An 18,988-nucleotide genomic window follows, 5' to 3' on the forward strand; every position below is an offset into this window, starting at 1 on the left:
CGGGGGTTAACGAAGGGTTGCGACCGGAGCCGGGACGGGCTCTGGGCGAGGCGGCTTAGTAGCCGAACTGTTCGCGCAAAATGCGCTCTTCCAGGCTGTGGCCGGGATCGAACAGCATGCGCATCGAGATCGTCCTGTCGGCGAGCACCTCGACGCGGCGGACGTCGCGCACCTCGTCATGGTCGGCCACCGCCGCGACCGGGCGCTTCTCGCCTTCCAGCACCTCGATCACGACATAGGCCGTGTTGGGCAGGAGAGCTCCGCGCCAGCGGCGTGGGCGGAAGGCGCTGATCGGCGTCAGCGCCAGGAGCGCGGCATTGATCGGCAGGATCGGCCCCTGGGCGGAGAGATTGTAGGCGGTTGAACCCGCCGGCGTCGCCACCATGATGCCGTCGGCGATCAGCTCGGACATGCGCTCACGCTCGTCGATCAGGATGCGCAGGCGCGCCGCCTGGAAGGTCTGCCGGAACAGGGCGACCTCGTTGATGGCATGGTGGAGATGCACACGGTCGCGTACGTCGGTCGCGCGCATCAGGAGCGGATTGATTTCGGATTCATGCGCCGCCTCGAGCCGCGTGCGCAAATCATGTGTCGAATATTCGTTCATCAGGAAGCCGACCGTGCCGCGGTGCATGCCGTAGATCGGCTTTCCCGTATGCATGTTCTGGTGCAGCGTCTGGAGCATGAGCCCGTCGCCGCCGAGCGCGACCACGACGTCGGCATCCTTGGGATCGCAATTGCCGTAGCGTTCGGTGAGCTGGTTGAAGGCGGTCTGTGCCTCGCTGCTCGGGCTGGCGACGAAGGCGATCCGATCGTAGGGCTTGCTCATGATCTTCCGGGCGGATGCCGCTGGCTCGAGGGGGGTGCGCCAGGGTCGTCTATACGACCTGGGCCACCATTGTCGAGGATGACCACCTCGCAAGGCAAGTGGAGGGCGGCCGGCGCGGCGGCCCGTCGCGATTCAGGGTAAAGCCACCTGGATTTGCCCCCGGCCGGCACCCGCGGCGCCGCCGGAGCTCGTGATCCCCCAAACCGTCGCAATTCCTCGCTAGTATTGCGGCAGTCACCGGCACACGACCGATGGGCGCGTATTGCCGGGCAGGGAGACGATTATGGTCATGAGTTTGCCGGCGCTGCGCCGCACGGGGCTGGTGCTGGCGTTCTCGGTTTTCGCACTTGCAGGATCTGCACATGCGGACGATCCGCCGCAGCCGCGTCCCGAGGCGACCGCGCCCGCGGGACAGAAGGGCGGCCGTGGCGGCGGTGCGCAGTCCGCAGCACCGCCTTCGCCCTCCGCTGCCGAACAGCATCGCCTTCCCGCGGATGCGACGACGAAGCAGACGCTCGAGCTGCCCGGGCGAACGCTCGCCTTCACCGCGATCGCCGGCTCGATCCGTTTGTTCGACGACAAGCGCGAGCCGCAGGCCGATATCGCCTACACCTCCTATGAGCTCGACGGCGCCGACCGCGCTACGCGCCCGGTCACCTTCCTGTTCAATGGCGGGCCCGGCGCATCCTCGGCATGGCTCCAGTTCGGCAGCGCCGGGCCGTGGCGGCTGCCGTTCGATGGCGAAGCTCTCTCGCCGTCGGCCTCGCCCGAGGTGAGGCCGAACGCGGAGACCTGGCTCGACTTCACCGATCTCGTCTTCATCGATCCCGTCGGCACCGGCTACAGCCGCTTCGCCGCGAGCGGCGAGGATGCGCGCAAACGGTTCTATTCGATCGACGGCGACGTCAATTCGATCGCGCTGGTGATCCGCCGCTGGCTCGAGAAGCATGACCGGTTGCTCTCGCCGAAATACGTCGCCGGCGAAAGCTATGGCGGCATTCGCGGGCCGAAGGTCGTGCGTCAGTTGCAGCTCCAGTACGGAGTGGGCGTCAGAGGATTGATCCTGCTGTCGCCGCTGTTCGACTTCCGCGAGTTCACCGGCACGAGCCTTCTGCAATATGTCGCGACGCTGCCGAGCTATGCGGCGGTCGCGCGCGAAGCCAAGGCGCCCGTGACGCGCGCCGATCTCGCCGACGTCGAAGCCTATGCGCGCGGCGAGTTCCTGGCCGACCTCATCAAGGGCGAGGCGGACAAGGAGGCCACCAATCGTCTCGCCGACAGGGTCGCTGCCCTGACCGGCATCGATCAGGCGGTGAGCCGCAGGCTCGCGGGCCGCTTCGATGTCGGTGAATTTCGCCGCGAGTTCGACCGCAAGAACGGCAAGGTGACCGGCCGGTACGACGGATCCGTGCGCGGCTTCGATCCGTTTCCGGATTCGGGCAGCTCTCGTTTCGGCGATCCCTCCGGCGACGCGCTTCGAGCGCCGCTCACCAGCGCCGCGGTCGATGTCCTGACGCGCAAGCTCAACTGGCGCCCCGACGGCTCCTATGAAGTGCTGAACGGCTCGGTCGAGCGCGCCTGGGACTTCGGTCACGGCATCACCCCGCCGCAGTCGGTGTCGGAGCTGCGCCAGATCCTTGCGACCGATCCGAAGCTCAACGTGCTGGTCGGGCACGGGCTGTTCGATCTCGCCACGCCCTATTTCGGATCGCAGAGGGTGCTCGATCAGTTGCCGGCCTTCGCGACGTCGCGGATCAAGTTCGTCGTCTATCCCGGCGGCCACATGTTCTATTCCCGCGACGGCTCGCGGCAGGCGTTTCGCGGCGAGGTCGAGGCGCTGGTCAGACAGTAGGCCGACGTTTGCGCGGCGGATATCGGCGCGCGATCTCGCGCGCCACGACGGCCTGTGGTTTGACGTTGGCACCGGCGAGCCAGATGTCGCTGACCTTGCCGCGGCCATCGCGAATGCGGCGCACCGGCTCGCCATGGCTGGCATAGCCGGCGGCCGAGGCGAGTTTGCCGGTGTCGCGGCCGGTCACCTCGATCTCGGCGGCGTCCATGAACGGGTTGTTGAACTGCGGATTCGCGACGAGCACGCGGTTGCCCATCGGCACCAGATCGGTCGCGCCCCAGATCGTCCACCAGCGGCCGGTCCAGTCGCGCAGGCGCCGATGAGGGGCACCACGCGTCTGGAAGGTGCGCAGGATCTGCATCGCGCCATCCATCCAGATCGGCGCCGCGCCATCGATGGAGTTGCTCAAAATGCTGATCGCGACCTCGCACCCTGGGATCGAGCAGGTGCGGGAGATGTAGCCCTGGAAGGCGCCGCCATGGCCGAACCAGTCCCAGCCATCAGTCTTGCCGGCGTTGACGCCGAGACCGTAATAGCCTTCCAGGCTTTGCGGAATGCGCCAATGATGTCGCGTCATTTCGCGGCGGCTCGCAACCGACAGCACGCTCTTTCTGGCATTGGGCGCGAGCTGCGCGAAGAATCGTGCCGTGTCGGCTGCGGTGGCGACAAAGCCGGCGGCAGACGTCATCGCGTGGCCGGGATTGTCGCCTGGGATCACGCATCGCTCGCCCAGCGGCAGTTTTCGCGTGTGGCCGCGTGCAAACGGCGCGCTTTTCGGAAGCGGCGCGTTCGGCTCGGTCTCATGAAGACCCGCGGCCTCGATGATCTCACGCTTGATCCAGACGGGGTAGGGCTCCTTCGTCACCGACTCGACCACGAGACCGATCAGCCCAAAACCATGATTGGAATATTTGAAGCGCGTACCGGCTTCGATCGCGGTGGGCAGTTTCAGCTCTGCGCGCAGCTCCTTCTCGTTGAGGTAGGAGCGGCTGTCGATGAACTGGCCGGAATCGGCGCCGTCTCGCGTCAGCCCGGCGCTGTGCGACAGCACCTGCGCCAGCGTCGTCTCGGCGATTCGTGGATGCAGGCCGGTGACATATTGGCCGACGGGATCGTCGAGCCGCAATCGGCGCTGCTCGCGCAGCTTCAGGATGCCGGCTGAGGTAAAACTCTTCGAATGCGAGGCGATACGGAAGCGATGGCGCGGCGTGAGCTTCTCGCCGGTGTCGAGGTTGGCGCAGCCGAAGGCATGCTCGGCGACGACCTCACCGCGATGCGTGATGGCGATGATGACGCCCGGCTGTTGCGATCCAATCAGTTGAAATTCGATCCAGGAGCCGATGTAGTCGATCGCGGATCGTAGCCACGCGTCCATTGCACACCAATTGCGAGGGAGGGAGAATTGGTGCGCGAAAGCTAGCCGAAAAAGCAGAACCGGCACAACCCCGAGGGGTGTGCCGGTTCGTTTGCCTTCCGACGTCGGGAATATCTCAGTAGACGAGCGTCGTGCCGGTCGGCTTGTCCAGCGCGGCTGCGAGCGAGCGATACTCGCTGCTGTCGGTGCCGGCGAGCGAGGCGATCTTGTTCAGATGATACTGCGCCTGTTCGCGGTTGCCTTGCTCGAGCTGCCAGAGGCCGTAATACTGCCAGGTGCGGACGTGGTTCGGATCGTCCTTCAGCGCCAGCTCGTAATAGGTCTTCGACTGCTGGTAGTCGCCGAGCTTGCGGTAGGAGTAGCCGATCAGATTGGCGACATCGGCGACGTCCTCGCGCTTGAGCGACTTCAACTGGTCGATCGCGCTCGCATAATCGTGGCGGTCATAGATCGTGGCGTAGGCGGTGCGATAGGCGGCAAGGAATTTGGGATCGCTGATAGAGGAGCTCTTCCTCTTCGACTTCTTGCTCGACGAGTCCGACTTCGGCGGCGGCGAGGGGTCGTCGCTGCCCGCGGCGTAAGCGCTCGTCAGCACCGGTCCGGCCGCCAGCGCCATCGAGACGAGTCCCGGTACCAGAAGCATTGAAAGTCTGCGCATCTATCTTCTCCCGTATGGAACGAGGCGATCCTACACGAATGCCTGCTGACGGGAACACCCGGGTCGCGAAAACATTCCCGACCGCCCGGCTCCTCGCTCCGCCGAGCAGATGACAAACTTGTCATCCAGATGAACGGAAGCCTGCGATGCGCTTCAGGATGGGTTCAGCGCGCTCCGCCTAGGCTCTTTCCTACGATCGAAGGGTCGGCGAGAGGGCGCCGCCTCAAGATCCTTCCAAAGGAGACCACCATGCTGAAGACCATTTCCGCAGCTTTGCTCGCAGCCTCCGTGATCGCAGCCCCGGCCTTCGCCGCCGAAGCAGGCAAGACCACCACCCCCGCACCTGTGATCAAAGCGGACCAGACCCAGACCAAGGTGTCGAACACCGCCGCCAAGCCAAACGCCGGCAACAAGGCCGACACGAAGAAGGCCGCTGACGTCAAGGCGGATTCCAAGGCGAAGGCGATGAACGCCAACGCCGCGATCGCGCCCGCCGAGCACAAGTCCGTGCGCACGCATCGCCATCACCACAAGCAGGTGTCGGCGAAGAAGTCGCTGAAGACGCAGCCGGATGTCACCAAGCCGGCGGACACCGACAAGCGTAGCTGACGACTGATCCCGCGAGGCGGCATCCCCCGCATTGCCCGCCGCCTCGCGCGGAGTTCAGGCCGGCCCGTTTCGTCATGGCGTCCACGCGAAAGCGTGAACGCCGTCGCGGCGGGCCGGTGTGCTGTTCTAGCCGGCCGATAAGACCAGCGAATTCCCTTAGGCCAACCTTGGCGCTAGAACATCTCCGAGTCGGATTGGTCGGAGACGTGGATTGTGGGGCGATTGGCAAAACGTGCGGCGGTCCTCGTGCTGCCGCTGGCGCTTGCGGCATGTTTTGGCAGCGAAGGTGATCGCCCGTCGCTGATCGACGCGGGGCCGCAGCCGTTTCCCGACAATATCCGCAGCGACACGCTGGCGCTCATGCGCACCTACCTGAACAATCCGGTCGGCGTCCGCGACGCCAGCATGGCCGAGCCGGTGCTGCGGGAGGTCGGCGGCCGTCCGTTCTATGTGAGTTGCCTGCACTTTACGCCGCGCGAGACCGACGGCAGCTACAAGGCGATGCGCGAGCGGGCCGTCGTCTACGTCAACGGACGGGCGGACCGCGTCTTGGAGCGCGCCAACGAGCTCTGCGCCGGCGCGGTTTACACACCCTTTCCGGAACTGGAAAAGATGACGCGGTAGTGCAAAGCGCGCCTTCATCGCTACATGGTAGGACGAGAACCGCCGGAGCCGCTGGATCACATTTTGGCGAGCTTTGAACGGGCGGTTGGGCTTTGCGACAAACTGTTACGGCACTCCTTGCGCGGACGATAGAATCTGTCGGCCGCAAGGAAACGCGACGGAACAAAAAACGCATCGTTGCCGCCCCGCCATAGTAACGGACGATCAACGTTCCGGCATCGTCGCGAGGCAACCAAATTCACGCCACGTTGTTTGCTGAGGGTCGAATTTGAAAGAACGGGGATGATCATGAAGACGATTTTGCTCGGCGCGGCAGCTCTGCTCGCGCTGGCAACGCCAGTGGCGGCAGCCGACATCCCGGCGCGCACCTACACCAAGGCGCCGCCGCCGGTCACCGCACCGCAGGTAGTGTACAACTGGACTGGTTTTTACATCGGCGGCCATGTCGGCGGCGCGTTCGCCGGGGACAACAGCTTCCAGTCGAGCGACGCCCGCTTCCTGGGCGGCGTGCAGGGCGGCTTCGATTACCAGTTCGCGCCCAACTGGGTTGTGGGTGTCGAGGCCCAGTATTCTTGGCTGCCGACCAACAACAACGGCGTGCTATTCCCGGGCGGCACGCAGGTGACGTCCAACACCGACCAGATCGGCTCGGTGACCGGCCGTGTCGGCTACACTTGGGGTCCCACGCTGCTCTACGCCAAGGGTGGCTACGCCTGGCGTAACAACAACCTCGGTGTCAGCGTCGCCGGTGTGCCGCAAAGCTTTACCACCAGTGGCAACAGCAAGGACGGTTATACCGTCGGCGCCGGCCTGGAATACATGTTCGCGCCGAACTGGTCGGCCAAGGCCGAGTACCAGTACTATAACTTCGGCAGCACCACCTTCACCTCCGGCCCGGCCGACATCGCCGGCGTTCGCGGTCGGGAGGACGAGCATACCGTCAAGGTCGGCGTGAACTACCGCTTCGGCTGGGGCGGCCCGTCGGGTGCACGCTACTGATCTGCCAGCGGCAACTGCGTCTGAAAAAGGCCGGCTTTGCCGGCCTTTGGTTTGCGGGCCGCCCGTCTGGCGCGAGCCTTGCACGCGATCTTTCCGCCAAGCGACCTTTCGACGCGCGCCTTCTCACGCGCGTCATGGGGGTGCGGTAAAGCAAAAATAATTTTTGCGACTTACGGAACTCGCGCTCCGGAGCGCGTTAATATGAAAATTCCCGGGCTGGTGGGACAACGAACATGCGTATCTTGGCGTCGGTGGTGATCTCGTTCCTCGTCGCGTTGCCGTGCTCTGCGCAGACCGTCCTCAAGTCCGAACCTTTGATGCTGGCCCCCTACGAGGTGGCTTTTGTCCGGGACAGCTCCTGTCCCTCCGGCAAGGTGCTGAAGGTCACCGGCGCGATCCGCGGGCTGCATCGCCGCAAGGCCTGCGTGGCTCTGACGGGCGAGCAGGCGTCTCTGGCGACCGCGACGCCATGAGCTGCCGCTGGCCGGCCGCCGGATTCCTTACGTGTTGAACTCGAGCTCCATTCGCGATTGCTGCTCGGCGTCCGCCTTGTTTTTGGCGGGGTCTTCGCCTTGGGCGGGCCGGCAGGGCTTGATTTCGTAGTCATTGTCGAGCACCCGGCGCGGCCCGGGCCGCTCATCGTCGTTGGCCACGTCCACGACCAGCCCGCTGAGCTGTGCGAGCTTCCAGACGTCGGCTTCAGCCGGATAGACCTTGCTGATTTGGGCGTCGTTGCAGAACAGGGCGTAGGGCATTCTTCCCGCTCCAATAATGCCCATTAACGGCTTCGCCGGGGGCGGGGTTCCGAACCGGCTCCTGATCACGGCGCCGTGATCGGGACATGGGTGCCTGAGTCGTAAACGAGTCCTGAATCCCGGGAAAAAGAATCCCTGGGACTCTTCGCTCGGAATCAGCGGATGCTCCCGCCCATGACGACCGACCTGAAAACCTCCTGCGGGCACATGCTCCTGCCGCTGACGCTGGCACTGTTCGGCGCCTGCGCGGCCAATCTCGTCCTGGTGTGGTCGTGGCTGTGACCGGCTGAGGCGCCGCGTCTCACTTTCTGACCGGCGGGCGAGGTGGGACGTCGCGCATGGCCGCGCGGAGCTTGCTCAGGGTTGCCGCACAATATTCCTCGCGTTCGCGTTCGAACCGCTCTTGATGCCTGCGGAAATTGGCGATGCGGGCCTGCATTTCGCTACGGAAATCGCCGCTCGTCCGCGGTGGCGGCGTGACCTCGAGGGGTTGGGGCGGCAGGACAGGCGGTGGCGGCTCGATCTCGGGCGCGGCCACCGGCGGCTGGACGGAGACGATTTCGGTGGGAACGGGCGGCGCAACCGCCGGCGCGTCCGGCCGGCGGAGCCCAGCCGCCTTGCCGGTCACTGATTGGACGAAGGCCATTGTCTGCGCGATCAGGGCGTCGCGCTCCGCGATCCACTTCATGATCCACCTCAGCGAAGCCATTCCAGCAAAGCGGCTGTGACGAATCAAGCTCGTTCGGAAGGGATTGCATATTTTTCCCTATAGCCTGACACTATGCGAATGGTTGCTCAGGACGAACAGTTGGACGAAGCGCTGGGTTTGAGGCTCGTGCGTGCCTTTCTCTCGCTACCGCCCGAGAAGCGGGCCAAGGTGATCGCGTTCGTCGAGGCCTTGGTGCGCGCCCACGGCCGGCCCGAGGATGGTAAGGAAGTGTCCCCAACCTGAAGCGTTTCGCTCGCGCGGGCACCGCCACCGAGCGGGTCAGCGAGCCCTCGGTCGCGGCGACGCGGATCGGCGACGTCGTCAAGCTGATCAATACGATCGCCGGCCAGACCAATCTGCTCGCGCTCAACGCCATGATCGAGGCCGCGCGCGCCGGTGAGGCCGGCCGCGGCTTCGCGGTCGTCGCGTCCGAGGTGAGGACGCTCGCCGAGCAGACGGCGAAGGCGACCGGCGAAATCAGCCAGCAGATTGCCGGCATCCAGAATGCGACCCAGGACTCCGTGAACGCAATCCGGGACATCTCCGCGACGATCGAGCGGTTGTCCGAAGTTCGCGCGGCGGCGTTTCTCCGCCGCATTTCGGCCTATCGCGCCAGCAGAACACCAAGCGCGAGTGCGAACAGCACGGCCGTCATGACGACGGCCGCGACCGCGCCGGCGGCGATCCTGGCTTTCTCTCGGGCGGTGGCAGGGCGCATGCGACGCGCACGTTAGCTCATGTTGAACTTCGATCCAACGTGTGGTTAGTGGCCGTCCCCGCGATGCAAGCGGCCATCATCCATGTCCGAAGGTCGATCCATGAGCGACGATGTCAGCGACGGCTGGGCCGATTCCGCGTCTGCATGGATCCTGGAGCAGGGTGAGGATGGCGACTATGGCCGCCGCTTCGTGCTGGACGCGCCGATGCGGGCGCGGATCGAGGGACGCGGCTTCGGCCGCGCGCTTGATGTCGGCTGCGGTGAGGGGCGCTTCTGCCGCATCATGCAGCGCGCCGGCATCGCCACTACCGGCATCGATCCGACCGAGGCGCTGCTCGCCCGCGCCAGACAGATGGACCCGCATGGCGACTATCGTCAGGGGCGCGCCGAGACGATGGATGTCGATGCATCCTTCGATCTGGTCGTCAGCTATCTCAGTCTGATCGACATGCCGGATCTCAGGCCTGCGATCGCGAACATGGTGGCGGCGCTGCGCCCGGGCGGCACACTCCTGATCGCCAACCTGACGAGCTTCAACACCGCAGGTCAGCCGGACGGCTGGACGCGCGACGGCGAGGACGTCTTGCGCTTCTCGATCGATCACTACATGGACGAACGGCCGATCTGGGTCGCCTGGCGCGGCATCCGGATCCAGAACTGGCACCGTCCGCTCAGCACTTATATGACGCTGCTGCTCGATCACGGCCTCCAGTTGCGCCTGTTCATAGAGCCCGAGCCTACCGGCGGCGCGCCCGAGCAAATCGCCCGCCATCGCCGCGTACCGTACTTCCACATCATGGAGTGGCAGAAGCCGGTTTGAGTGACGTTATCGCGGCAAACGAGCGTTGCAAGGAGGACGGAGGCGGCCGGCGCGACAAGAGCCTCGGGCTCTGGCGGCTGGATGAACTGCCCGGTGAGAGCGGCATTGCGAAGTCCATGTGACAGATGCGGGCGGATCGCCCGTTGCTTCAATGGTCGGCCTCGCGCTACACTTTTGGTTGTGTGAAGCGGGCTCGCATTGCGGTGACGATGTCGGAGCAGGTCATGAGACTGATCGCTGTCGTGGCTGCCCTCCTGATCTGGTGTTGCGCAACCGCGCGCGCGCAACAGGACGGCGCGGCCCTCTACGTGAGGCACTGCGCGCAATGTCACGATGCCGCTGACCCCCAGAGCCGAGTGCCGGCGCGGAGCGCGATGCAGGCGATGTCGTTCGAGCACGTGCTGGGGACGCTTGCGACCGGCAGCATGGCAACAATCGCGAAGGAGCGCAGCGATGACGAGCGCCGCGCGATTGCCGCCTTCGTCACCGGCAAGACCGCAACGAACAGTGCCGCGACCAATGCGCAAGGCCGCTGCACGCAGCAGACCGCCGGCTTTCCGCAGGCGCTCGACGGTCCACGCTGGAACGGCTGGGGCGTCGATGCCAGCAACAGCCGCTTCCAGCCGGCGGAGATGGCGGGCCTCACCGCCGAGCAGGTGCCGCGCCTGCGGCTGAGATGGGCCTATGCCTTTCCCGGAGCTTCGCTGTCCTTTGCGCCGCCGACGGTCGTTGGTGGACTCCTGTTCATCGGTGGCACCGATCGCAAGGTGCATGCGCTCGACGCGAAGAGTGGCTGCACGCTGTGGACCTTTGCGACCGATGCCGCGGTACGCGCCGCCATCAGCTTCGCGCCGCTCGCAGGCACGGATCAGTTCGCGATCTTCTTCGGCGATCTCAAGGCCAACGCCTATGCCGTGAATGCCCTGACCGGCGCACAGATCTGGAAGGTGAAGGTCGAGGAGCATCCGGCAGCCCGGATCACGGGCGCGCCGACGCTTCATTCCGGCGTGCTCTATGTCCCGGTGTCCTCGATCGAGGAGGTGGCCGGATCGCAGCCGAGCTACGAATGCTGCACCTTCCGCGGCAGCGTGGTGGCGCTTGACGCTGCGACCGGCAAGACGGTGTGGCAGGCCTATACAATCCCCGAGGTGCCGCATCCGACCGAGAAGAATACCAGAGGCACGCAGCTCTATGGACCGTCTGGCGCTTCGGTCTGGTCAGCACCGACGATCGATGCGAAGCGCAACGCCGTCTATATCGCGACCAGCAATGCCTACTCGAACCCGCCGGCAACGACCGCCGATGCGATCCTCGCTCTCGATCTTGCGACGGGAAAGCTGCTCTGGAAGCAGCAGGCGACGCCGAAGGACGCCTACGTCGTAGCCTGCTACAGCGCCGACAAGACCAACTGTCCCGAGGATCACGGCCCCGACCACGATTTTGGCCAGTCGCCGATCCTGGTAAGCTTACAGGACGGCAAGCGCATGCTCGTCATCGCGCAAAAGTCGGGCGTGGTGCACGCGCTCGATCCCGATGATGGCGGCAAGATCCTGTGGCAGACGCGGATCGGGAAGGGCGGCCCGCTCGGCGGCAGCGAATGGGGCTCGGCCGCCGACGGAGCTCGCATCTATGTCGCCAACTCCGACGTGCGCTTCCTTCGCGATGGCACGCGGCGCCTCGACGCCACGCAGGGCGGCGGCCTGTTCGGACTCGATCTCGCCAGCGGCAAGATCGCGATGGAGGTGCCGCCGGTCCCTTGCGGCGATCGTGCGCAATGCAGCCCCGCGCTCTCGGCCGCCGTCAGCGTGATCCCCGGCGTCGTGTTCTCCGGCAGCGTCAGCGGTTTCCTGCGCGCCTACGCAACGGGCGACGGCAAGCTGCTGTGGGAATTCGACACCGCGCAAGACTACACCGCCGTGAACGGCGCCCCCGCCCACGGCGGCGCGATCGATGGCCCCGGTCCGGTCGTCGCTGATGGCATGCTCTACAGCAATTCCGGCTACGGCCAGTGGAGCGGCGTCCCCGGCAACGTGCTGCTGGCGTTCGATGTGGGGAAGGAGTGAAGGCGAGGGGCGCGATTGTATTGGGGGCAGGGAAGCACACTGCTGCAACGTTCTCGTCATTGCGAGCGCAGCGAAGCAATCCAGAATCCTTCCGCGGACGCATTTCTGGATTGCTTCGCTGCGCTCGCAATGACGGAGTGTCGTGATAGCCCTCATCCTGAGGAGCGCGGCACGCGCGTCTCGAAGGATGAAGGCCCGCCTGGTTGCCTCGCCCCTTCGAGACGCCGCTACGCGATTCCTCGGGGTGAGGATCGGCTGCGCTTACCCGCGCTACAAGACAGGAGGGGAAGTATCTCCGATGATAAATGCCAGATGCAGTTGCGGCGCTGTCGTGCTGTCGCTTCCGGGGCGATCCAGCCAGGTCGTTGCCTGTCACTGCATTGAGTGCCAGCGCCGGACCGGCGCGCCGTTTGGCGTAGGTGCCTTTTATTCCGCTGACCTCGTCACGATCTCAGGAGCCCCAAAAGGATACGTGCGCGCCGCCGCAAGCGGCGGCATGGTCCGCTCCTATTTTTGTCCCGACTGCGGCTCAACGGTCTATTGGAAGGCCGACAACATGCCTGCGATGATCGGAGTTGCCGTCGGAGCAATGGCGGACACAGAATATCCGGCGCCCTTCAAATCGGTCTTCGAGCAGTCGAAACATCGCTGGGTCGAAATCAATGCCGCTGCCGTTGAGCGCTTCCAACAAAGCAGCGTGCCGAAGAATTCAAACTGACGCGCGCCAAGCGCTGGTGCCGGCTGAGGGGATTGAACCCCCGACCTTCGGTTTACAAAACCGCTGCTCTACCGCTGAGCTAAGCCGGCTAGGCTGATGAAGCGGGGCAGGGCCCGACAATGCGCCGGAGCTGTCCGCCCGCCCGCGGGTCGCAATACCAGAGTTGGCCGGAAAGTGCCAGAACCCGCGCGGACATGAAACAGGCGGCCTTTGGGCCGCCTGTATGCCGCGCTCAACCTAGACTGGCTTACTGGCAGCGATGCCAGAGGCCGTGATCGCCCTTGAAGGAGGTGCCGGGCGTGCAGACGAAACCGTTGCGCTGGGCGTAGGTGCGGGTATCCCAGCCGCGATAGTCAGTTTCAGGCTCGTCATGGCATTTGCTCCATAGATCTGGGACCGTTGCTAAGCGTGGCCGCGACGGAGTCGTTCCGCGGTTTCGAGGGAGCAGGGTCACATCGACGTGATCCCGCAAGGGATGTGCTTTTGTGCCATGCAACCCGGCTGGTTCGGGCAGACTGGCGTGGCGCGTGGGCCCGTGCGCGGCGTTAACGCCTCGATACTGCGCTCGCTGGCATTTGCGCGACGCGCAATCCTTGCGCGTTAGGCTTACCGGAATTTGGCCGAATGGCCTTAACACTCTCTGCGCGGCGATCGGATAGGTTGCGGGCCGATAAACCGGGGCCCCTTCATGCGCGTTTTGGCGCTCGCAGCCTTTCTGATCGGATTGCCCGCGACGGCGCTTGCCGGCGAAGGCTTCGACGTCGTCATTCCCGGCCGTCCCGGTGTGCCCATCATCATCAACGGCATCGACGCGTCCTACGCCGTCGTCGAAGGGACCTGGGGCCTCGGCAAGAACGTCCAGGTGCAGCCGACGATCTATGGCGGACGCTATATCGGCGAGCGGCAGCCTTCCGACGTTGGCCATTATTATCCGACTCTGGGCTTGCGGCCGGGCTATGGCCGCCTCGAGGTCGAGCCGCCCGCCAATCGCAAGCTGCCGCGGCCGGCAGAGAGCTATCACCAGAGCTGGGGCGCGCAGTCCGCGCCACTACCGCCGCAGATGGATATTCCTGCTGATCCGCCGCCGGTGATCCTCGCACCGGAGATCAACGTCAATCCGCAGCACCGTCGACTTCCGCCTCACGCGGAAGGGCCCGGCAGGCCACTGAGGTAACGACCCAAGCAAACAAAGAACGTCAAATCCAACGAACGAAAATCGACAGGAGAGAGTAATGCGTCAAATGATTTCCGGACTGGTCGCGGCGGCTGCCGTGATGATTGCGGGGGCCGCGCCCGCCATGGCCTGCGGCTTTGCGACCTGCGCACCGGTTGCGCCGGTCTATACCGGCTGCAACACCGGCTGCGGTGGCTGGGGCTATGGCGCCGGCTTTGGCGGCTGGGGCTTTGAGTACCTCGCCGAGCCGACCACGCAGTACTACTACGTCAACCAGGGCCCGACCTATACCGGCCCCGGTGCGTTCGCGCCGTATCCGACCTATCGTGAGGACGCGGTCGTCGCGCCGGCCAACTACGGTTACGGCTATGGCTATCGCGCCGCTGCCTATCCCTATCAGCGTCCGTACTACCGTCCGTATCGCTACGGCTACGGTCCGCGCTACGGCTATCTGCCGCGCGTGCACTACGGCTACGGCCCGCGCTATGGCTATCGCCGCGCGCCGTATTACTACGGCGGCCACCGCGTGCTGCGTCGCTATTACTGATCGCTCGATCGGCTGAGTTAGCGAAACGCCCGTCCGCGTGATGCGGACGGGCGTTTTGTCTTTCGTGCGGAACGGGGCGAGGGAGAGCACCTTTGTGGTGGCGCAACTTACCCCTTCATCAATCCCAGCCGGCTCGCACCGACGTAGAGCGAGAGCACGGCGGCGTTGGAGACGTTGAGGCTCTTGATCTCGCCCGGCATGTCGAGCCGCGCCACGACGCTGCAGGTCTCGCGCGTCAACTGGCGCAGGCCCTTTCCTTCCGCGCCCAGCACGAGCGCGAGCGGCTCGCGCAAGCCAACCTCGCTGAGGTCCACGCTGCCCTGGCTGTCGAGACCGACGGTCTGGAAGCCACGCTCGTTCAGCGCAGTGAGCGCACGCGCGAGGTTTTGCACCGTGACCATCGGCACAAGCTCCAGCGCGCCGGAGGCGGCCTTCGCCAGCACGCCGGTCGCTTCCGGACTGTGGCGCGCGGTGGTGACGATCGCCTTCACCGCGAAGGCCGCGGCCGAGCGCAGGATCGCACCGACATTGTGGGGATCGGTGATCTGGTCGAGCACCAGCACCATGCCCTCTTGCGTCAAAGTCTCGATGTCAGGCGAGGGCAGGGGATCGGCCTCCGCAAGTAGGCCCTGATGCACGGCGTCGGGCGAAAGCAGGCGGTCGATCTCCTGGGGGCGGACGATCTCCGGCGCGACGCGGCTCTCGATGTTTTCCTCCGCCAGGCGCCGGGCGGCGTTCTCGGTCAGCGTCAGCTTGCGGATCCGCCGGCGGGGGTTTTGCAGCGCCATGGTGACGGTGTGCCAGCCATAGAGAATGACCGGCCCGTCGGGGTGCGAATCGCGGTCGCGCCAGGCCGGCCGGGGGGACGATTTACCCGGTCTGTTGAAGGGCTTAGCCCCGCCGCGGGGACCCTTGGGGACGAATTTTCGATCCTTCATGGGCTCGCTTGTGTCACGGGTTCCGGAATATGGCAATTTGGCCGTCCATCGGTGCGATTTTAGCTGTTCGCCTCGGTTGACTTTGCCCCACCGCATCGCCCATAAACGCGCCCGGCCGCTGCCCCGATACCGGGCTGTCCGCGGTCTTCACGTCTCCATGGCCGTATTCGGTCCGCCGGCAAGGTCCGGCCCGATTGTGCTGCCGTCGAGCGGGGGAGTGTCCCGAGTGGCAAAGGGAGCTGACTGTAAATCAGCCGCCTCATGGCTTCGAAGGTTCGAGTCCTTCCTCCCCCACCAGCGCTTTTGTATGGTGTTGGAATTGCTTATTATTCTGCTCTGACGCCCGCACTTTTACAAGCGGTGCGGGAATAGATTTCAACTTTTCCGCTGCTCTTTTCGCCAGTTTCGCCCGGTCCGCAGCGCGCGTGTAGTGCGCCGACATACGGCCGCCGGTCCATCCAAAGATGGCGTCGAGTTCGGCTTCCGTGGCGCCGTTCTCGGCCGCAATGGTCGCGGCAATCTTGCGAACACCGTGGGCGCTTTTCTTCACGCCGGCCGCACTGGCGGCCTCGGAGAAGGCGTTGCCGAAGGCTTCCTTGACGAAGGACTTGCCTCGCGGGCCGATGATCCAAGAATCCCGACCTCGAGGGCCGGCAAGCAGGCCGCGCTGAAGAACTGTCAGCATGGGGATGACGACGGGCGTTCCGGTCTTCTCCGTCACGATCGAGATAATGCCATCCTCATCAACGTGCTGATTGCCAACCCGCGCGGCGTCACCTCGGCGCAGGCCGGTATAGAGCAATACGTCGAGCCAGACCCGCTGCGGCGTGCCGAGCGGCCAACGCTTCTGATAGGCGTCCACGTCCTCATGCGTCCACGGCGCGAATCCTGCGTTCCGGCGCCGCTTGGGCGGCTTCACATCGGCAGTCGGATCTCGCCGCACATGGCCCCGTGCCTTGGCCCACTGGAACAGGCCGCGCATGGTGTCGAGGAAGTTGCGGGCGGCCGAAGGCGTGTCCGCGCGACGGTCGAGCCCGGCAACAATGTCCTCACTTCCGATCGCGCCGAAAGGCTCATCCCCTGCCGCCTTCAGAACGTGAAGCATGATGTTCTCGCGCTGTCGGCGGGTCGCAGGTGACAGCGCCTTCCACGGATCAGTCTTGCGGTAGGCATCCCAAAGCCAGCGCAGCGTTCCAGCCGCCGCCTGGCCGCGCTGTGGCAGCTTGCCTTGGATGGCGGCCTCGTATTGGGCGTTGAATTCGTGCGAGCCATACTCCCCCCGAAGCCGGAAGCGTGGTCCTTGGCCTTTGCGCACGTACCAGACATGCGCGCCATGGCGATTCCGCTCGCGATGCAGATGGGGCTTCCTAGGGCGGGGCATGGCGGCGATCAAAGATTGATCCTCCTCCTAGGCGCAAGTTCCTTTTCTTCCTGTTCCCGCTGTTTTGCCGGTTGCGGATCGATCGTGATTGTGCCGTCAGGCATGATCCGGACCCGGCCCGCGCCGCATTGCTGCGCAGCCCGAATGGCTCGGGCAACGTCGGCCTGGGTGACGCGGGCAGGAGTTCTGCTCATTCGGGTTGTCTCAAGTCGTGAAGGGGCGTCAGCCTGTGACGCAGCGCGCGGGCATCCCAAAGCGCGTTGTGCTGGGCGGCGCCGGGAAGGGTGGTCGGGTAAGCGTCAACCCGTTCGACCACGAACTTGATTGATCCCCTGCGGTCGTAGGGCACATCAACCATCTCGCCTGGGCCGGTGATCAGGCACTCGCAGAAGTAACGGATATCGTCCGGCCAATCGGCGACGATTACGGGAAAGGCATCCTCAGCCAGAAAACTTGCGATCTGGTGGCCGAACAAGTCCGTGCGCCAGATGACGGCATCATCAGCACCCGGCGCGAACAGGATTGGGATTACATTCTCCTTCACCCACGGGATAACGTCCGGAAGCTGGTGCGTCACCAGATAGAGCTCGCGGCCATCCTCTCGAACTAGCGCTAAGCTGATCAACTCGCCGCGGTAGCCATTGAACTCTGTGTCAAGGTAGTAGCGCATTAGTCTGCCTGTCGGTTCTGGGAAATGTGCTGCACGACGCCAGCCGTCCACTCCGCGACTCCATGCTGAGCCTGGAGCGGACCGTGGGTGTTCGTGCAGGCAACGCAACGGGTCGCCTCGTGATCTGGCGTCAATGGCCAGCCGGAATAGCGCATCGCGAAGCTTGATCCTGGGGCGCGGCTATTATGAAAGCGACCGCAGCGGTCGCAGCGCGGCATGTCATTCATTGGCCTGTAGCCCCTGTGGGATATGCTCGGGCCAGATGGGCGGATCGCTCATCTTGTCGAAAGCGTTGCGAGCGCGGAGAGCGGCGCAAGTCGCCTTGATGACCTCCCGGCCCTGAAGGAAGTCAACCAGATCGGAAACCAGCGCAAAGTGAACCGGACTCTTTGCCACCGCGATCTGATACCGCCTCGCGATCTCGACCAGCTCCGAGACGTGCAGCATGTCCAGCATCTGAGCGAGCCACGGCCTATTGGCGCGATACGGGCCGCCATCAGTGACCTCGATCTTGCCGGCCGTAACGCCTACGGTCCAGACCTCCACGCCGCCGACCTTGCGGATAATCTGCTGGGTCTCGGTATATTGTGGGGTATAGGACGTGCCGAATTCGAGCTTCTTCTCGATCATCGGAAGTTGTTGATTCCAACACGGAGCGAGCGCCGCGATGATGCGAGCGCTAATCGGCTGGAAGGCGCGCAGCTGGGCCTCCAGGCGATCCATCACGTCACGGCTTGATTTGATCTCGACCGAGATGATCTCGCTTTCCGTGACCGCCGCGAGGTCGATCCGGTTGGTCGAATAGCGCAGCGGTAGCTCGTGGATGATCCGTGCGCTCGGCCATCTCTTGCGCAGCTCGGGGACGATCAGAGCACGCATGTCCAGCTCCTCAGAGGAGCGGTTGAGGCGCTTCGTCGCCTCAATGGTATCGACGGCGGTCATTCAGGCGTTCTCTCTTGCGGAGCGTGAGCGGGCCTCTCGAACGCTTGCGCGTTGCGGACCAGGGCGAATTGGAGCATGTCGGCAAATCGCTTGTCTTCACCGAGCGGTATCAGCTTGTTGCCGAGCTTGAGGAAATACCAATCGCCTGGGCCGACATCTGCAAGCCGGCGCTCGCTGACAATCTCGCAATTGAGAAGCGCATCTTGCATGCGCGAGCCCCACCAATCGCTCATTTGGGCGCTCCCACGGTCGATGAGTTCGAGCGGCTAGCGAGCCAAGCCATCGCGCGCTCGCCGGAGCCGAGTTCGAGGCCGAGCAGATCGTTGATCAGGCCGGAAGCTTCCTCGACCTGATCGCGAAGCTGTTTCAGGTCTGCGCCGATCGTCTCCATCGCGTAGGACGTGATGCGATAGGCGGTCTCGTGGTCGTGCGTCACCAACCGTGCCGCACCCATGATGCCGTTGGCGATGGGGTCGGACAGATCAGGCTCGGACGGGCTTTCGGATGCTGCCGGAGAACCGTTCTTGACGTGGATCGTCGTTTCTCGCGCGACCTTGCCATCGATAGCATCGTTGAGCCCGTCGATAATCTTTTTTCCGCTCATACG

The 18,988-nt window shown here is 64.6% G+C and carries 22 protein-coding genes, 2 tRNA genes and 2 pseudogenes; 14 read left to right on the plus strand and 12 right to left on the minus strand.

Going from position 1 to position 18,988, the window contains the following annotated elements; genetic code table 11:
- Positions 1–55: 55 nt before the first annotated feature.
- Positions 56–829 (minus strand): NAD kinase, encoded by a 774-nt coding sequence (locus tag MTX21_RS01365; protein ID WP_280970158.1) that lies wholly within the window; start codon positions 827–829, stop codon positions 56–58.
- 283 nt (positions 830–1,112) lie between these two features.
- Between MTX21_RS01365 and MTX21_RS01370 the strand changes: the two genes are divergently transcribed.
- Entirely contained in the window at positions 1,113–2,681 is a 1,569-nt protein-coding gene (locus tag MTX21_RS01370) for a peptidase S10 (protein WP_280970159.1), read from the plus strand.
- Here MTX21_RS01370 and MTX21_RS01375 read toward each other — a convergent pair.
- Entirely contained in the window at positions 2,671–4,056 is a 1,386-nt protein-coding gene (locus tag MTX21_RS01375) for a serine hydrolase domain-containing protein (RefSeq protein ID WP_280970160.1), read from the minus strand. The two genes, MTX21_RS01370 and MTX21_RS01375, sit on opposite strands and share 11 nt — an antisense overlap.
- A 115-nt stretch (positions 4,057–4,171) precedes the next feature.
- Positions 4,172–4,714, minus strand: coding sequence for a tetratricopeptide repeat protein (locus MTX21_RS01380; protein WP_280970161.1), 543 nt, complete (start codon positions 4,712–4,714; stop codon positions 4,172–4,174).
- Positions 4,715–4,963: 249 nt separating this feature from the next.
- Between MTX21_RS01380 and MTX21_RS01385 the strand changes: the two genes are divergently transcribed.
- The 4 genes from MTX21_RS01385 to MTX21_RS01400 all read left to right on the plus strand — a co-directional run bounded on the left by MTX21_RS01385 (position 4,964) and on the right by MTX21_RS01400 (position 7,419).
- Entirely contained in the window at positions 4,964–5,323 is a 360-nt protein-coding gene (locus MTX21_RS01385) for a hypothetical protein (protein WP_280970162.1), read from the plus strand.
- Between the two features lie 213 nt (positions 5,324–5,536).
- The gene (locus MTX21_RS01390; RefSeq protein ID WP_280970163.1) at positions 5,537–5,947 is read left to right on the plus strand and encodes a hypothetical protein; all 411 of its coding nucleotides are present in this window, start codon (positions 5,537–5,539) and stop codon (positions 5,945–5,947) included.
- A gap of 288 nt (positions 5,948–6,235) precedes the next feature.
- Positions 6,236–6,946 carry an outer membrane protein gene (locus MTX21_RS01395; RefSeq protein WP_280970164.1) on the plus strand — a complete coding sequence of 237 codons (711 nt, stop codon included), beginning with the start codon at positions 6,236–6,238 and terminating at the stop codon, positions 6,944–6,946.
- A gap of 233 nt (positions 6,947–7,179) precedes the next feature.
- The gene (locus tag MTX21_RS01400; RefSeq protein WP_280970165.1) at positions 7,180–7,419 is read left to right on the plus strand and encodes a DUF6719 family protein; all 240 of its coding nucleotides are present in this window, start codon (positions 7,180–7,182) and stop codon (positions 7,417–7,419) included.
- Positions 7,420–7,446: 27 nt separating this feature from the next.
- On the opposite strand, the gene MTX21_RS01405 is transcribed toward MTX21_RS01400, so the two are convergent.
- Together MTX21_RS01405 and MTX21_RS01410 are read right to left on the minus strand one after the other, a co-directional pair.
- Positions 7,447–7,701, minus strand: coding sequence for a hypothetical protein (locus tag MTX21_RS01405; protein WP_280970166.1), 255 nt, complete (start codon positions 7,699–7,701; stop codon positions 7,447–7,449).
- A gap of 301 nt (positions 7,702–8,002) precedes the next feature.
- Positions 8,003–8,389: a hypothetical protein gene (locus MTX21_RS01410; RefSeq protein ID WP_280970167.1), complete on the minus strand. Its 387-nt coding sequence runs from the start codon at positions 8,387–8,389 to the stop codon at positions 8,003–8,005.
- Positions 8,390–8,509: 120 nt separating this feature from the next.
- On the opposite strand from MTX21_RS01410, the gene MTX21_RS01415 reads away from it, so the two are divergent.
- From MTX21_RS01415 to MTX21_RS01440, 6 genes and pseudogenes are all read left to right on the plus strand, one after another.
- Positions 8,510–8,653: a hypothetical protein gene (locus MTX21_RS01415; RefSeq protein ID WP_280970168.1), complete on the plus strand. Its 144-nt coding sequence runs from the start codon at positions 8,510–8,512 to the stop codon at positions 8,651–8,653.
- 11 nt (positions 8,654–8,664) lie between these two features.
- A pseudogene (locus tag MTX21_RS01420) lies at positions 8,665–9,144 on the plus strand (methyl-accepting chemotaxis protein); the annotation flags it as partial.
- 84 nt (positions 9,145–9,228) lie between these two features.
- Complete coding sequence (locus MTX21_RS01425) at positions 9,229–9,948, plus strand: class I SAM-dependent methyltransferase (protein WP_280970169.1); 720 nt, start codon at positions 9,229–9,231, stop codon at positions 9,946–9,948.
- A 17-nt stretch (positions 9,949–9,965) separates the two neighbouring features.
- Positions 9,966–10,070: pseudogene (locus tag MTX21_RS01430) on the plus strand (class I SAM-dependent methyltransferase); the annotation flags it as partial.
- A 102-nt stretch (positions 10,071–10,172) separates the two neighbouring features.
- Positions 10,173–12,011: a PQQ-binding-like beta-propeller repeat protein gene (locus tag MTX21_RS01435; protein WP_280970170.1), complete on the plus strand. Its 1,839-nt coding sequence runs from the start codon at positions 10,173–10,175 to the stop codon at positions 12,009–12,011.
- A gap of 298 nt (positions 12,012–12,309) precedes the next feature.
- Positions 12,310–12,729: a GFA family protein gene (locus MTX21_RS01440; RefSeq protein WP_280970945.1), complete on the plus strand. Its 420-nt coding sequence runs from the start codon at positions 12,310–12,312 to the stop codon at positions 12,727–12,729.
- A gap of 14 nt (positions 12,730–12,743) precedes the next feature.
- Here MTX21_RS01440 and MTX21_RS01445 read toward each other — a convergent pair.
- A tRNA-Thr gene (locus MTX21_RS01445) sits at positions 12,744–12,818 on the minus strand.
- Positions 12,819–13,417: 599 nt separating this feature from the next.
- Here MTX21_RS01445 and MTX21_RS01450 point away from each other — a divergent pair.
- Both MTX21_RS01450 and MTX21_RS01455 read left to right on the plus strand, forming a co-directional pair.
- Positions 13,418–13,903 carry a hypothetical protein gene (locus tag MTX21_RS01450; RefSeq protein ID WP_280970171.1) on the plus strand — a complete coding sequence of 162 codons (486 nt, stop codon included), beginning with the start codon at positions 13,418–13,420 and terminating at the stop codon, positions 13,901–13,903.
- Positions 13,904–13,961: 58 nt separating this feature from the next.
- Positions 13,962–14,450: a hypothetical protein gene (locus MTX21_RS01455; protein WP_280970172.1), complete on the plus strand. Its 489-nt coding sequence runs from the start codon at positions 13,962–13,964 to the stop codon at positions 14,448–14,450.
- A 107-nt stretch (positions 14,451–14,557) separates the two neighbouring features.
- On the opposite strand, the gene rlmB is transcribed toward MTX21_RS01455, so the two are convergent.
- Positions 14,558–15,388, minus strand: a complete 831-nt coding sequence (gene rlmB, locus MTX21_RS01460) for a 23S rRNA (guanosine(2251)-2'-O)-methyltransferase RlmB (protein WP_280970173.1) — start codon at positions 15,386–15,388, stop codon at positions 14,558–14,560.
- Positions 15,389–15,599: 211 nt separating this feature from the next.
- Between rlmB and MTX21_RS01465 the strand changes: the two genes are divergently transcribed.
- Positions 15,600–15,685, plus strand: a tRNA-Tyr gene (locus MTX21_RS01465).
- On the opposite strand, the gene MTX21_RS01470 is transcribed toward MTX21_RS01465, so the two are convergent.
- The 5 genes from MTX21_RS01470 to MTX21_RS01490 form a co-directional block, all read right to left on the minus strand.
- Complete coding sequence (locus MTX21_RS01470; RefSeq protein ID WP_280970174.1) at positions 15,648–16,781, minus strand: tyrosine-type recombinase/integrase; 1,134 nt, start codon at positions 16,779–16,781, stop codon at positions 15,648–15,650. The two genes, MTX21_RS01465 and MTX21_RS01470, sit on opposite strands and share 38 nt — an antisense overlap.
- A 178-nt stretch (positions 16,782–16,959) precedes the next feature.
- The gene (locus MTX21_RS01475) at positions 16,960–17,439 is read right to left on the minus strand and encodes a hypothetical protein (protein ID WP_280970175.1); all 480 of its coding nucleotides are present in this window, start codon (positions 17,437–17,439) and stop codon (positions 16,960–16,962) included.
- A gap of 219 nt (positions 17,440–17,658) precedes the next feature.
- Entirely contained in the window at positions 17,659–18,381 is a 723-nt protein-coding gene (locus MTX21_RS01480; RefSeq protein WP_280970176.1) for a hypothetical protein, read from the minus strand.
- On the minus strand, positions 18,378–18,614 hold the full coding sequence (locus MTX21_RS01485; RefSeq protein WP_280970177.1) for a hypothetical protein: 237 nt from the start codon (positions 18,612–18,614) through the stop codon (positions 18,378–18,380). Before MTX21_RS01485 ends, MTX21_RS01480 begins: the two co-directional genes overlap by 4 nt.
- Positions 18,611–18,985 carry a hypothetical protein gene (locus MTX21_RS01490; protein ID WP_280970178.1) on the minus strand — a complete coding sequence of 125 codons (375 nt, stop codon included), beginning with the start codon at positions 18,983–18,985 and terminating at the stop codon, positions 18,611–18,613. The genes MTX21_RS01485 and MTX21_RS01490 overlap by 4 nt, the downstream gene beginning before the upstream one ends.
- Between the last annotated feature and the right edge of the window lie 3 nt (positions 18,986–18,988).

Origin of the sequence: Bradyrhizobium sp. ISRA430, from assembly GCF_029909975.1 — a bacterium.
Classification (GTDB): Bacteria; Pseudomonadota; Alphaproteobacteria; order Rhizobiales; family Xanthobacteraceae; genus Bradyrhizobium.

Excerpts from the sequence above, each read along its gene's own strand:
- MTX21_RS01365 (WP_280970158.1), bottom strand. The coding sequence starts at position 829 with ATGAGCAAGCCCTACGATCGGATCGCCTTCGTCGCCAGCCCGAGCAGC.
- MTX21_RS01370 (WP_280970159.1), top strand. The coding sequence starts at position 1,113 with ATGGTCATGAGTTTGCCGGCGCTGCGCCGCACGGGGCTGGTGCTGGCG.
- MTX21_RS01375 (WP_280970160.1), bottom strand. The coding sequence starts at position 4,056 with ATGGACGCGTGGCTACGATCCGCGATCGACTACATCGGCTCCTGGATC.
- MTX21_RS01380 (WP_280970161.1), bottom strand. The coding sequence starts at position 4,714 with ATGCGCAGACTTTCAATGCTTCTGGTACCGGGACTCGTCTCGATGGCG.
- MTX21_RS01385 (WP_280970162.1), top strand. The coding sequence starts at position 4,964 with ATGCTGAAGACCATTTCCGCAGCTTTGCTCGCAGCCTCCGTGATCGCA.
- MTX21_RS01395 (WP_280970164.1), top strand. The coding sequence starts at position 6,236 with ATGAAGACGATTTTGCTCGGCGCGGCAGCTCTGCTCGCGCTGGCAACG.
- MTX21_RS01400 (WP_280970165.1), top strand. The coding sequence starts at position 7,180 with ATGCGTATCTTGGCGTCGGTGGTGATCTCGTTCCTCGTCGCGTTGCCG.
- MTX21_RS01405 (WP_280970166.1), bottom strand. The coding sequence starts at position 7,701 with ATGCCCTACGCCCTGTTCTGCAACGACGCCCAAATCAGCAAGGTCTAT.
- MTX21_RS01410 (WP_280970167.1), bottom strand. The coding sequence starts at position 8,389 with ATGAAGTGGATCGCGGAGCGCGACGCCCTGATCGCGCAGACAATGGCC.
- MTX21_RS01425 (WP_280970169.1), top strand. The coding sequence starts at position 9,229 with ATGAGCGACGATGTCAGCGACGGCTGGGCCGATTCCGCGTCTGCATGG.
- MTX21_RS01435 (WP_280970170.1), top strand. The coding sequence starts at position 10,173 with ATGAGACTGATCGCTGTCGTGGCTGCCCTCCTGATCTGGTGTTGCGCA.
- MTX21_RS01440 (WP_280970945.1), top strand. The coding sequence starts at position 12,310 with ATGATAAATGCCAGATGCAGTTGCGGCGCTGTCGTGCTGTCGCTTCCG.
- MTX21_RS01450 (WP_280970171.1), top strand. The coding sequence starts at position 13,418 with ATGCGCGTTTTGGCGCTCGCAGCCTTTCTGATCGGATTGCCCGCGACG.
- MTX21_RS01455 (WP_280970172.1), top strand. The coding sequence starts at position 13,962 with ATGCGTCAAATGATTTCCGGACTGGTCGCGGCGGCTGCCGTGATGATT.
- rlmB (WP_280970173.1), bottom strand. The coding sequence starts at position 15,388 with ATGAAGGATCGAAAATTCGTCCCCAAGGGTCCCCGCGGCGGGGCTAAG.
- MTX21_RS01475 (WP_280970175.1), bottom strand. The coding sequence starts at position 17,439 with ATGCGCTACTACCTTGACACAGAGTTCAATGGCTACCGCGGCGAGTTG.
- MTX21_RS01480 (WP_280970176.1), bottom strand. The coding sequence starts at position 18,381 with ATGACCGCCGTCGATACCATTGAGGCGACGAAGCGCCTCAACCGCTCC.
- MTX21_RS01485 (WP_280970177.1), bottom strand. The coding sequence starts at position 18,614 with ATGAGCGATTGGTGGGGCTCGCGCATGCAAGATGCGCTTCTCAATTGC.
- MTX21_RS01490 (WP_280970178.1), bottom strand. The coding sequence starts at position 18,985 with ATGAGCGGAAAAAAGATTATCGACGGGCTCAACGATGCTATCGATGGC.